Source organism: Kitasatospora sp. NPDC093558, assembly GCF_040683475.1.
Taxonomy (GTDB): domain Bacteria; phylum Actinomycetota; class Actinomycetes; order Streptomycetales; family Streptomycetaceae; genus Kitasatospora.
In genome coordinates this window covers 1-12315 of sequence record NZ_JBFBDY010000177.1, presented here as the reverse complement: position 1 = coordinate 12315, position 12315 = coordinate 1, and the positions used below count along the sequence as shown (strand labels likewise).

The following is a 12315-nucleotide window of genomic DNA, read 5'->3' as shown; positions in this document are numbered from 1 at the left end:
CGACCTCGACGGCGGCGCCGAGATCGCCGTCGGCGCCGACACCGCCGTGAGCACGGCGAGCGTCCACAAGCTCTGCCTCCTGGTCACGCTGTTCCGCGAGGCCGCCGCCGGCCGGATCGACCTCACCCGTCAGGTGGACGTCCCCGCCGCCGGCCGCACCCCGGGCGGGACGGGCCTCGCCGCCATGCTCGACGCCGCCCGCCTCTCCCTGCGCGACCTCGCCTACCTGACCGCCGCCGTCAGCGACAACGCCGCCGCCGACGTCCTGTGGCACGAGGTCGGTCTGGACACCGTCAACCGCACCATGGCGGAGCTCGGCCTCACCCGGACGGTGGCCGTCCACACCCTCCGCGACATGACCGCCGCCCTCGTCGAGGACACCGGCACCGGTTCGCCCGTCGACCCGGCGGTCGTCGCCCGGCTCAGGGTCCTCGACCCGGCCTTCACCAACCGCAGCACCCCCCGCGACATGACCACCCTCCTCGCCGCGATCTGGCACGGCGACGCCTGCCCCGGCGACCACGGCGCCGCCCTGCGCCGCCTCCTCGGCCTCCAGGTCTGGCCGCACCGCCTCGCCTCCGGCTTCCCCTTCGACGACGTCCGCCTCCACGGCAAGACCGGCACCCTCCCGACGCTGCGCCACGAGGTCGGCGTCGTCGAGTACCCCGACGGCGGCCGCTACGCCCTCGCCGTCTTCACCCGCGCCGCCGCGACCACCATCACCCTCCCCGCCGCCGACGCCGCCATCGGCACCACCGCCCGCCTCGCCGTCGACGCCCTGCGCGCGATGGCGTGATCCAACGCGGCTCGCTCAAGCGGGTTGTGCACCCGCGAGGGCCAGGTCGATCAGTGCGCGGAGCTCCTGATCGCGAAGGATCATCGGGTATCCGCCGTCCCCGCACAGGCGGCCGTCGGACCGCCGGATCGTCAGCAGGGCGGCGCGGGTCACTGGGCCGATCGCGCCCATGCGGACCAGTGCGCGGAGGGCCTGGCCGAAGAGGTGGAAGCCCTCGCCGCCGTCGGCGACCGGAAGGACGAACTCCTCGAGGACCTGTCGGCTGGGTTCGGCCTCGCCCGTGATCGACCAGAGCGTGATCGCGTGGGTGAGGCGCGGCCAGTACCTGCTGTTCTCCATGGCGATCCGGACGTGCTCCGCGTGGGGAGCCGCGTCGAGGCCGAAGTCGGCCAGGGCGTCGATCGGTCCGCCCCCGGGCTCCTCGGCCGCCGTGACCGCGTCGCCGACGAGCCGGAGGGCCGTCCCGCGGTCCTCGCCGAGGTAGGTGGCGGTCAGGTCCACGAACGCGTGGTTCCCGGGGTGATCCAGGACCTTGCAGGCACGCAGGGCCGGTACGGCGGAGGCGGCGGCCGGGCCGATGGCCCGCAGGATGCGGATCACCGGGATCGAGGTCCGGGTGTCGCCGAGCAGCGGCAGGAGGTCGGGCAGGGCCGGGAGCGCGTCCTCGCCCCAGGCCTCCATTACGTCGAGGAGTGGGCGGAGCGCGCTGCCCTGCCGGATCGTCTCCCTCATCGCGGGCAGCAGGACCTCCGCGTGCTGTCGCAGCGGAATCAGCACGTCGGCGACTTCGGGCCGTCTCGGATCCCCTGTGCAGTAGGCGCGGCCCGGCTCCTCCTCTTGCGCCCGGAGCTGCTCGACCAGTCCCGCCAGGCCGCGCGGGTCGCCGAGGCGGGCAAGGGCCCAGCGGGCGAACTCGCCGACCGTTCCGTCGAGGAAGTCGTCGGCCGCGTCGTCGTCGAGCAGTGCGGCGAGCCGGTCGGCATACGGGGCCGCGGCCGGGCCCAGGACCGCGAGGATGTTTGCGGCCCGTAGCCGGACGGCGCCGTCGGGACTGGTCAGCAGCCCGCCCGCGAGTGGCAGCAACGCGGCTTCCACGGAACGCCGTTCGGTGAGGAGCCGCCACGCGAGGTCCAGGGCCTCCCGGCACAGCACGGCGTCCGCGGTGCGGTCCGAGGTCTCCACCAGCCGGACGGCGAAGCGGAGTTCGGCCTCGGGATCGTGCGCGAGCCGCCGTGCCGTCGCCTGCACCAGCTCCTCGCGGGTCCAGGGGCCGTCGACGGCCGGGGTGTACCAGACCTCCTCGAACCGGGGGCGCAGCGCGAGATCGGCGAACACGTCGATCAGGCGGTCCAACTGCCGGGCGGGAAAGCCTCGTTCGAACTCCGCCGACGCGTGCACGGCCGCGACCCACAGCACCGGGTCGTCCCCGTCGAGCACCTTCGCCAGCACCGCCGTCGCTTCGTCGGGGACGGCGTCGCCGGCTCGGGCCACGGCCCGTCCGAGAGCGAGCAGGAGCGCGACGCGTACCGTCGGGTCCGTCTCCAGCCGCCACCGCTCCAGCAGCCGAACGACCGTGACCGCCAAGGGAATCGCCGCGCGCCGCACCGCGGGATCCGGATCCGCGAGCAGGGCCCGCGCTCGCGCCCAGTCGTCGTCCGGCAGGGCCGGGGCCTGCATCTCCGTCAGCAACTCGACGAGGGCCACCCGGGCGCCCATGGCCGGGTCGGCGGCGAGGGCGACGACGAACGGCAGCGCGACGGCCGCCGCGGACGGCGTCTCGCACCCGTCCTGGGTGACGAGCGCGTACAGGGGGTGGCATAGATCCTCCGTCGCGTCCGCACCCGCGAGCGCGAGCCGGCGCAGTGCACGCGGTATCTCGTCGACCGCTTTGGTCGGGTACGCCGTCTCAAGTCCTTCCCACACCACGGCGACCAGCGCTTCCAGCGACATTCCCGCTGCCGTCATCCCACCCACCATCACGTCGTCGTGCCTGCCGTCAGGCGTCATGGTGCAAGGAAACGGCTGCGCTGTCGCCCGAAATTCGCGTCGGCGTCGGGGGTCTATTGGAGCGCCCGGGCGGCGGTCAGGGCGGCCGTCACGCTGCCGGCGACGTCGGTGATCGGGTAGAGGACCTCGCGGATGGTGCGGGTGCGGTCGACGATCAGGGTGAGGCGCTTCAGGCGGGTGGTGCCGGCGGCGCGGAGGGTGGGGAGGCGGAGGGCGCCGGTGAGGTCGAGCGCGAGGTCGGAGAGCAGGGGGAAGGTCAGGCCTTCGGCTTCGGCGAACGCGCGCTGCTCGTCGGGGCGTTGGGTGGAGATGCCGCGGACGGCCGCGCCGGCGGCGGTGAAGTCGGCGAGGTGGTCGCGGTAGGTCCGGGACTCCAGGGTGCAGCCGGACGCCCCGGGCACCGCCGACCAGCCGGGCGGGTAGGACTCGGGGCGGACGAACGCGCCGGGGAAGCAGTACAGGACGGTGGTGGAGTCCGGGGTGACGGGATCGTGCGCCCGGCCGTCGGGGCCCGGGAGCAGCAGTTCGGGGATCCGGGTGTCGCGCAGGGCGTGGACGCGTTCCGCCTCGCGGGAGTGCTCGGTGGCGGTGGCCGTGGGGGTGCCGTCGCCGAGGAGCCAGCTGTCGCCCCAGTCCTGGAGGGCGACCAGGACGGGCAGCAGGGCGCGCCCGCGCGGGGTGAGCCGGTACTCGTGGCGAGCCGGGCGGTCCTGGTACTGCTCGCGGGCCAGCACGCCGGAGTCGACCAGCAGGCGCAGGCGTTCGGCGAGCACCTTGCGGGAGAGGCCGAGCTCCTGCTGGAGCTGCTCGAAGCGGTTCAGCCCGCGGGCCGCGTCGCGGACGATCAGCAGCGTCCAGGTGTCCCCGACCACGTCGAGGGCCTGGGCGATCGCGCAGTTGTCGTCCGCCGGGCCGCCGCGCCGGACCATCCTGGCCTCCTTCCTGGGGTGAGCACGGCCGGTGAGTGCGGCCGGTGAGTACAGCCGGTGAGTACCGCGTTGAGTACGTCATTGAGTACGTCGTTGACCTTAGCCCCGTCAGGCTGACATAGTCCGTTCCGAAAAGGAACTGACTACGGGGGGTGGCCGGGTGGCCGAGCGGAACGGGACCGGGGACGGCGCACGGAACGGCGGCGCACTGCGGGCGCTGCCCAGGACGGTCTGGCTGCTCGCCGCCGGGGGCTTCGCCAACATGGTGGTGTCCTTCACCTTCGTCTACCTCTTCGTCTACCTGACCGGCCCGCGCGGGCTGAGCACCGCCGCAGCCGGGACCATCGCCGGCGCCGGCGGCCTCGGCCTGGTCGCGGGCAACTTCACCGGCGGCTGGTTCGGGGACCGCTTCGGCCACCGCCGCACACTGCTCACCGGGTCCGCGGTCTCCGGCGCCGGACTGCTCGCCCTGCCGGTGCTGCCGACGTCCGTGCTGCTCCTGGTCCTGCCGGTCTTCCAGTACGCGGCCGGCACCGTGCGCGCGTCCAACTCGGCGCTCGTGGCGGTGGCCGTGCCGCCCGGCGACCGGCGGCAGGGCTTCGCGGTGATGCGCTTCGCGGGCAACGCGGGCTTCACCATCGGGCCGGTGCTGGGCGCGTTCATCGCGACCCACTGGTCGTACGAGTGGCTGTTCCGCATCGACGGGCTCGGGTCGCTGCTGTTCGCCGCGTACGCCGCCAAGGTGCTGACCGCCGACGGGCCGCGGAGCAGCCGGACCGTCAGTCGCGGCGGGCTGTGGGCGGCGCTGCGGGAGCGGCCCGCGGTGCTCGTGCTGCTGCCGGCGATCGTCGTGGTGGACACCGTCTACCGGCAGCAGTACTCCGTCCTGCCGGTGTTCCTCGCCGACCACGGCATCGGCACCGGCGTGTACGGCGCGGTGCTGGCGATCAACGGCGGCCTGATCCTCGCGCTGGAGGTCGTGGTCACCATGGCGCTGCGCGACCGGGCGCCGCTGCGGATCATCGGCACCGGCCTGCTGCTCGTCGGCACGGGCTTCGCCGCCCTGGTCGCGGGGGCGTCGGTGGTCACCACCGTGGTGATGATGGTGGTGGTCACCGCGGGCGAGATCCTCTACAAGACCCCGGCCACCGCCTTCGTCGCGGACAGCGCCCCGGCCGAGTACCAGGGCCGCTTCCAGAGCCTCTACGCCGGAGCCTCCACCAGCGGCACCGTCCTCGCACCCCCGATCGGCGGAGCCCTCTACCAGTCCGCGCCCGGTCTGCTCTGGCCCGTCTGTGCGGGCCTGGCTGTCCTCGCGGGCCTGGCCGTCTTCGCCGCCGGCCCGCTGACCGCCCCGCGGGCGGAGCAGCGCTCGCCCGTGCCGGAGGTGGTCGGGGGCTGAGGGGGTTTCTGGGGCTTCGGGGGCTGAGGGGGTTTCGGGGGCCGATCAGAACCCGGTCGGCAGGCGGGGCGTGTACGGCCGCTCCAGGGCGGCCACCTCGTCCTGCCCCAACCGCACCCCGAGCGCGGCCACCGCGTCGTCCAGGTGGCCCGGGCGGGTCGCCCCGACGACGGGCGCGGCGACGACGGGGTTGCCGAGCACCCAGGCGAGCGCCACCCGGGCCATCGGCACACCGCGCGCCTCCGCGACGCCCTGCACGGCGTCGACGATCGGCCGGTCGACGTCGGCGAAGAACCGCCGAGCGACCGGGTCCCCGTCCGAGCGGGCCGTCGCCTGCCCGTACGGCCGGGCCAGCCGGCCCGAGGCGAGCGGGCACCACACCAGGCTCGACACGCCCTCGTCGGCGAGGAGTGGGAACATCTCCCGCTCCTCCTCGCGCTGCACCAGGCTGTACTGGTGCTGCATCGACACGAAGTCCGGGCCGCCGCCCACGGCCGCGGCGTGCCGCAGCTTCGCGAACCTCCACGCCCACATGGACGATGCGCCCACGTACCGGACCTTCCCCGCCCCCACCACATCCCGAAGCGCCGCCACCGTCTCCTCGACGGGTGTCGCCGGGTCGAAGCGGTGCAGCTGGAAGAGGTCGATGTGGTCGGTGCCGAGGCGGCGCAGCGAGCCGTCGACCTGTTCCAGGACCGCCCGGCGGGAGAGGCCCGAGCCGCCCGGGCCTTCGTGCATCGGCAGGCCCGCCTTGGTCGCGAGGACGACGTCCTCGCGGCGGGTGTAGCGCCGCACGGCACGCCCGACGAGTTCCTCGGAGGCGCCGCCGCCGTACACGTTGGCGGTGTCCCAGAGGGTGATGCCGAGTTCGACGGCCCGCCGGAAGACCGGCGCCGCGGCCTGCTCGTCCAGGGCCCACGGGTTGTGCCCGCCGCCCGAGCCGCCGAAGCCCATGCAGCCGAGGGCGATCCGGCTGACGGTCAGGTCGGTGCCGCCGAGGTTGACGTACTCCATGACGGTCGCCGCTCTCACGCCGGGTACGGGACGGCGGCCCGCGCGGCCTTCAACGCGCCTGCCCACCACGACAGTTGGTCGAGCAGGACCTTGGCGTAGCCCGGGGCCTGCGGGTCGTCCGGGCGGCCGTCGGCCCACGCGGTGAAGTAGTTCGGGAAGGCCAGGCCGTCGCGGATCGTCACCGCGTGCAGCTCGGTCAGGACGTTCTCCAGGTGCAGGACGGCGTGTCGGCCGCCCGCCGCGCCGCCGTAGCTCACGAACGCGACCGGCTTGGCCGTCCACTGTGTGAAGTGCCAGTCGATGGCGGCCTTCAGCGAGGCGGGGTAGCTGTGGTTGTACTCCGGCGTGACGATGACGAACGCGTCCGCACCTTCCAGGGCCTCGGTCAGCCGCGCCATCCCGGCGGGCCGGGGGTAGTCGGCGCCGGCGAACTTCGGTGAGGCGGCGGGCAGCGCCAGCGGCACGTCCACCTCGGCGAGGTCGACCACCTCCACCTCGAACCCGCCGTGCGCGGCGGCCTGTTCGGCCACCCAGGACGACACCACCGGGCCGAACCGGCCCTCCCGGACGCTGCCGACGACGATCACGAGCTTGTTCTTCTTCACTGCGTTCTTCTCCACGGTGTTCTTGGCCACGGTGTTCTTCTCCATGGCCATCACCCTCGTCCGGTGCGAAGACCGCAGCCAGGCCGTGCTCAGACTGGCCCCCGCAGGGCCACCCTCCGCGCGCCCGCACGCCGTAGGCTCCCTCACATGGGCACACCACTGGGGGACTTCATCCGCGCCAAGCGCGACAGCATCCAGCCGCAGACGCTCGGCCTGCCCGACCACGGCCGCCGCCGCTCGCCCGGACTGCGCCGCGCCGACCTGGCCATGCGCGCGGGCATCAGCGTCGAGTACCTGACCCGGATCGAACAGGGCCGCGACCGCAACCCCTCGACGGCCGTGGTCAACGCGCTCGCCGACGCCCTCAGCCTCGACGCCGCCGAGCGCACCCACCTGCGCTACCTCGCCAAGATCACCGGCGGCGCCTGCCCGAACCACACCCGGCCCGCGCCGGCGCCCCGGGACGTGCGGGCCACCGTCCGCGAGACCCTCCGGCTCCTCGAACCCGGCCTCGCCGCCGTCACCAACCGCCTCGGCGACGTCCTCGCCCACACCAGCGGCTACGCCGCCGTCCTCGGTGCGGCCGGCCTCCTCGACGACCCGGCCCCCAACCTCACCCGCTACGTCTTCGCCGACCCCCGCGCCCGCACGCTCTTCGCCGACTGGGACGACGTCGCCGACGAGCAGGCCTTCGACCTCTGGCTAGGCCCCTCCGTAGAGAGCTCCGAGTGGCTCAGCACCGAACTCGCCCCCGTCGCCGGGCCCGAGTTCACCCGCCGCCTCGGCCAGCACCTCGTGCCCCGCCGCGGACCGCTGCGCCTGCGGCACCCGGACGGGCCCGAACTCCGGCTGCTGCGCGAGACCCTGGACCTCACCGCCGACGCGCAGCAACTCCTCGTGCTGCTCCCGGCCGACGCCGAGACCGCCGCGCACGTCGACCGGCTGACGCGGCCGGCCCCGGTGCGACTGCGGGCGATCTCGTGACGTCCGGGGTGCTGACCGCCGGACCGGCGGGTCAGCACCCCGGTGGTCAGCGCGCGTCCTCCGGCGTCCAGCGGACCCCGGTGCCGTAGGCGACGAAGCGCGGGAAGCCGTCGCTGTCCCAGGACGTCAGCGCCGCGCCCAGGACGGCGTCGCAGCCCCGGTCCGCGGCCAGTTCGCGCAGCTTCGCCCAGGCCTCCTGCGGGGTCTGCTCGCGCTCCGCGGTGAGCACCGCCACCTGCTCGAACGGCTTCGGGCCGGTGGGCAGGGTGGAGACGTACACCCAGTCGGCGCGCGCCGCGATCCTGGCGTCCCGGTCCGCGATGCGCTGCTTCACCTTCTCGAACATGCTCTTCCCCTCGATCCCCCCACGGGCCGTCACTCTCGGCCCGTCGGTCGTCATCGGTCGGTCCGTGCCGAGAACGTCCGCCGGTCCGACGGGGTTCCGGCGGGGTTCCGGCGGCGGTCCGGATTCCCGTGCCGGGCGTCCCGGAAATGAGGCGAGAGAATTCCGGAATGGCGACCCGGGATTCCTGGGGTGCGATGCCGTCACGTCATGTGATTATGCGACGAGGTTAATGACGGAGTGTGCCTGCCGGATGGCCTCTGACCTGCGAACCGCTTGCGCTGGTGGTAGTTTTCGGTCAGTGCAGAAGTAATTCCTGACGGCGGGAAATTCCTCATGAGAACGCATCGAGGACGGGCTCTCGCGGCCACGGCGGTCGCCGTCGGCAGTCTGCTGGCCGCCGCCGTCCACCCGGCCGCGGCGGCCCCGGCGTACCCGGTCGAGTACCACTTCGCGGTCGGCTTCCCGGCGGGCTTCCTCGCCCCCGACGTCGCCCCGCCCGGTGCGAACGACTGGTCCTGCAGGCCGAGCGCCGCCCACCCGGAGCCGGTCGTCCTCGTCCACGGCACCGCCGAGAACATGAACGACAACTGGCGCGGTGCGGCCCCCATGCTCGCCAACGCCGGGTACTGCGTCTACGCGTTCAACTACGGCGGGGCGCCCGGTTCGCCGATGCAGGGCCTCGGGCCGATCGAGCAGTCCGCCGAGCAGCTGTCGGCGTTCGTCGACCGGGTCCTCGCCTCCACCGGGGCGGCCAAGGCCGACCTCGTCGGGCACTCGCAGGGCGGCGGCCTGCTGCCGCGCTACTACCTGAAGAACCTCGGCGGCGCGGCCAAGGTGGCCAAGCTCGTCGGCATCGACCCCAACAACGGCGGCACCACGCTGGACGGGCTCAAGATGCTCGGCGAGGAGCTGCGCATCCTGGAGCCGGCCAACGCCGTGCTCGACACCGCCTGCCCGGCCTGCGTCGAGCAGGAGACCGGCTCCGCGTTCCTCGCCGCGCTCGACGCGGGCGGCACGACCGTCCCGGGCGTCGAGTACACCACGATCGCCACGCGGTTCGACGAGGTGCTCACCCCGTACACCGGCGCCTACCTGCCGCCCGGGCCGCACGTCACGAACCTCACCGTCCAGGACCAGTGCGTGGCCGACGCCACCGATCACCTGGAGGGCGGTTACGACCCCGTCTCCCTGGCCGACGTCCGCAACGCGCTCGACCCGGGGCATCCCGTCCACGTGCCGTGCAAGCCGGTGCTGCCCGTCATCGGGCCGCTGCTCTGAGGAGCCGAAGGGGAGCCGAAGTGCCCGGTGCGCCGCCTCTCGGTGGCGCCCCGGGCATGTGACGGTACGTCAGCTGTGCTTCCAGGTCACCGAGAAGGCGCCGCCCCCGCTGAGCCCGGACGTGGTGGCCTTGGTGGTGCCGCCCGAGGCCATGGTGATGCTCGACGCGCCCGACGCGGCGAGGCTCTGCCCGTTGACCGTCGCCCCGCTGAACCCGACGGTGCCGAAGTCCGAGAGCGGCAGGACGCCGGTCGAGCTGGACGGCGCCTCGGCGATGACCTCGGCGGAGGCGAGGGCCGCGCTGCGCAGGGTCTTGTTGACGCTGCGCTTCCAGCCCTGCGTGGTGTCGGAGAGCGTGAGCGTGAACGACCCGGAGCCGCTGGTGGTGACGCTCGCGGTGAAGTGGTCCCCGGGGCGGACGGAGTTGGTGAAGTTCACCGGGTACGACGGGTACATCTCGTACCAGGACGAGTACACCGGCGAGCCGCCCGAGCAGTCCGCCTCGGTGCCGAGCTGCTCGACCGAGTTGCTGCCGTCCCCGTCGATCCCGACCCAGAAGCTGGACCACGTGTCGGTGCCGGTGCAGGAGACGGACGGCTGGACCCAACTGGCGCTGACGCTGGTGAACTTGCCGCCGGTCGCGGCGTACCCGGCCCAGTTGCTGCTGGTGCTGCGCAGCACGCCGCCGCCGTGGTGGCCGAGCGGGGCGTGGACGGTGGCGGGGGCGGTCGAGGCGAGGGCCGGTGCCGCGCCGCCGAGGACGGTCAGCAGGGCGGCGGAGGAGGCGACGAGGGCGCGTCGAGACGTGCGTCGACGGGCTATGGACATGGCTACTCCTGTGTGAGGGGGTGGAGTTGACCAAGCGTCGACAACGGTAGCGCCGCCCGTCGGTGGTGAAGAGTTACCGGGCGATAACGAAATCCGGGGGGTTGTGAACTGCTGGGGATTGAGGTCGTTTTGGTGCACATGGGTGTCCATGAGCCTGCTTTCGATCACGGCTTGTTGGGTGGATGAGGCGACTGTCAGTGGCGTGTGCCAGGGTGGTGGCACTGACGGGGGAGGGGGTTGGCGTGGCTGGGTCACCGAGGAAGCCGCTGAGGCGGATCGACGCGCCGTTCGTTTCCCTTGGCCCGTCGGGTGTGACGGTCCGTGACCGGCTCAAGGGCCTCACAGCCGAGGACGAGAGGGTGTTGCGGCTGGTCGGCGGGCATCTGGGTGCTCTGGCGTCGAAGGACCTGAAGGCGCGCTGCGCGGACGGCCTGGACCACAGCAGCGAGACGTGGGCCGCGCGCAAACGTGACCTGACCGTGGAGTCGTCGTCGCGCTGGGCGGGGTCGATCACGAAGGCCACGCACGACCAGTGGGCGTTGTCGCGTCGTGGGCAGGGCGCGTACCTGGACTCCTTGGACGCCGGCATCCGGATGCTGCGCCACCGCCTGTCGCTGCCCCTGGGCGACAAGGGCGGCAGGCGGCAGCCCGGCGGATACCGCTCCAAGCACGAGTGGTTCCACAAGACCCGGCGTCTGCACGTCCTTGAGGAGCGACGCGCAGCTGTCGCCGCCGACCGCGACAACGGCGTCGTGCACGTGGTGCGCGGCGGCCGGAAGCTGCTCAATACCCGCCACAACCTCGACGCCGCGCACCTGACCGAAGCCCAGTGGCGGGAGAAGTGGGAGAGCGCGCGGTGGTTCCTCGCCGCCGACGGCGAGTCCGGCAAGCGGTTCGGCAACGAGACGATCCGCGTCACACCGGACGGCGAGGTGTCGATCAAACTGCCCGCCTCCGGCAGCTGATCTCGGGCATCCCCACCGGCAGACTCCGCGCCCGCCTCGTCTCCATGGCCGCAGCGCTGGACATGGTCATCGTCGCGGTCGACCCTGCCTACACCTCCCAGTGGGGCGCGCAGCACTGGCAGAAGCCGCTCGCGACGCCCTCCCGTCAGACCACCCGACACGACTGCGCCGCTGTCGCGATCGGGCGACGCGCCCTCGGACACCCGATCCGGCGACGGACGACACCGCCCCACGACGACCGGAGTGATCGTCGCGGGCATCGGACCGTCCAGGCCGGACCAGGCGTTCGGGAGCGTGAGGAGACCCGCCGCTCCGCCACGGACTGTGCACACGATGCACGTGCCCGGGCGGGGACAAGGAGAACGCGGGCGACCAGCCGGGCATCCAACACCGTTCGGGATGCACGCAGTGATCAGACCTGGGTCCAAGACTCACTCCTGCTCACTTAATTGGAACGGTTCCTGGGAGATCCCTGGGGGTGCCCTGGAGCTTCGCGAGCGTGGGCAGACTGGCCCACCCGGTCGTGTGGTGATCGTGATTCACGATCGATCGGATCTCTGGTGATCAATTGCGATCACTCTCGAACGATTTCGGGCATCGATGGTTCGGCGGACGGCGCAGGCGGGAGGATCGCGGACGGGCTGGCGTGTCATGGCCTGGCCACCTACCGGTGACTGCGTGGAGGTGCCCGCATGTGTGTGGACGACGGCTTCGACGGTTCAGACGTTTCCGACGGTTGCGACGACTACGAGGAGCGGGACGAGCTCGCCGACTTCGACGAGTTCCTCCGGGTCTGCGCCGGCCTCACCGGCTTCGACGAGCCCGAACTGCGGGCCACCGGGGTGGCGCACGAGCACCACCGGACCGTCCTGGCGCACCGGGTGCGGGACGAGCACGCGCTCGTCCACCTCTGGTACGTCGGGAACTGGCCGGGGGAGCCGCCCGGGTCGGAGCGGGCGTACGACGGGGCGCTGGTGTGGCGCACGTTCCACGCCCTCCCGCCCGGCGCCGCCGCGCCCGGGCACGGGAGTTGGGGCGAGGTGCCCCGGGGAGGCGAGGAACTGTGAGCGCACGCTGGGACGCCGTCGTCGTGGGAGCGGGCATCGCGGGCTCGCTGGTCGCCCAGCGGCTGGGGGCCCAGGGCTGGCGGGTGCTCGTGCT

Annotated in this window: 11 protein-coding genes and 1 pseudogene; 6 read left to right on the top strand and 6 right to left on the bottom strand. The window is 73.0% G+C overall.

From position 1 onward, the window contains the following. Window positions 1–796: serine hydrolase (locus AB0O00_RS18470; protein WP_363653012.1), on the top strand; the 796-nt coding region annotated here is incomplete at its 5' end. Between the two features lie 15 nt (window positions 797–811). On the opposite strand, the gene AB0O00_RS18465 is transcribed toward AB0O00_RS18470, so the two are convergent. Then, window positions 812–2761 (bottom strand): hypothetical protein, encoded by a 1950-nt coding sequence (locus tag AB0O00_RS18465; RefSeq protein ID WP_363653010.1) that lies wholly within the window; start codon window positions 2759–2761, stop codon window positions 812–814. Between the two features lie 95 nt (window positions 2762–2856). Continuing rightward, the gene (locus AB0O00_RS18460) at window positions 2857–3732 is read right to left on the bottom strand and encodes a winged helix-turn-helix transcriptional regulator (RefSeq protein WP_363653008.1); all 876 of its coding nucleotides are present in this window, start codon (window positions 3730–3732) and stop codon (window positions 2857–2859) included. A gap of 160 nt (window positions 3733–3892) precedes the next feature. On the opposite strand from AB0O00_RS18460, the gene AB0O00_RS18455 reads away from it, so the two are divergent. Then, window positions 3893–5134, top strand: a complete 1242-nt coding sequence (locus tag AB0O00_RS18455; RefSeq protein WP_363653006.1) for an MFS transporter — start codon at window positions 3893–3895, stop codon at window positions 5132–5134. Window positions 5135–5179: 45 nt separating this feature from the next. Here AB0O00_RS18455 and AB0O00_RS18450 read toward each other — a convergent pair whose 3' ends face one another. After that, a complete protein-coding gene (locus AB0O00_RS18450; protein ID WP_363653014.1) occupies window positions 5180–6148 on the bottom strand; it encodes an aldo/keto reductase in 969 nt (322 codons plus the stop codon). Window positions 6149–6162: 14 nt separating this feature from the next. After that, on the bottom strand, window positions 6163–6798 hold the full coding sequence (locus AB0O00_RS18445) for an NAD(P)H-dependent oxidoreductase (protein WP_363653004.1): 636 nt from the start codon (window positions 6796–6798) through the stop codon (window positions 6163–6165). Window positions 6799–6900: 102 nt separating this feature from the next. On the opposite strand from AB0O00_RS18445, the gene AB0O00_RS18440 reads away from it, so the two are divergent. Then, complete coding sequence (locus AB0O00_RS18440; protein ID WP_363653001.1) at window positions 6901–7737, top strand: helix-turn-helix transcriptional regulator; 837 nt, start codon at window positions 6901–6903, stop codon at window positions 7735–7737. Window positions 7738–7783: 46 nt separating this feature from the next. Here the strand turns inward: AB0O00_RS18440 and AB0O00_RS18435 are convergent, their stop codons facing one another. Next, window positions 7784–8083 (bottom strand): hypothetical protein, encoded by a 300-nt coding sequence (locus AB0O00_RS18435; RefSeq protein WP_363652999.1) that lies wholly within the window; start codon window positions 8081–8083, stop codon window positions 7784–7786. Between the two features lie 333 nt (window positions 8084–8416). On the opposite strand from AB0O00_RS18435, the gene AB0O00_RS18430 reads away from it, so the two are divergent. Continuing rightward, window positions 8417–9361, top strand: a complete 945-nt coding sequence (locus AB0O00_RS18430) for an alpha/beta fold hydrolase (RefSeq protein ID WP_363652997.1) — start codon at window positions 8417–8419, stop codon at window positions 9359–9361. Window positions 9362–9430: 69 nt separating this feature from the next. On the opposite strand, the gene AB0O00_RS18425 is transcribed toward AB0O00_RS18430, so the two are convergent. After that, on the bottom strand, window positions 9431–10189 hold the full coding sequence (locus AB0O00_RS18425) for a G1 family glutamic endopeptidase (protein ID WP_363652995.1): 759 nt from the start codon (window positions 10187–10189) through the stop codon (window positions 9431–9433). A 242-nt stretch (window positions 10190–10431) separates the two neighbouring features. Here AB0O00_RS18425 and AB0O00_RS18420 point away from each other — a divergent pair. Next, window positions 10432–11603 (top strand): annotated as a pseudogene (locus tag AB0O00_RS18420) (hypothetical protein). A 243-nt stretch (window positions 11604–11846) separates the two neighbouring features. Continuing rightward, a complete protein-coding gene (locus AB0O00_RS18415) occupies window positions 11847–12221 on the top strand; it encodes a hypothetical protein (protein WP_363652993.1) in 375 nt (124 codons plus the stop codon). Window positions 12222–12315: the final 94 nt, after the last annotated feature.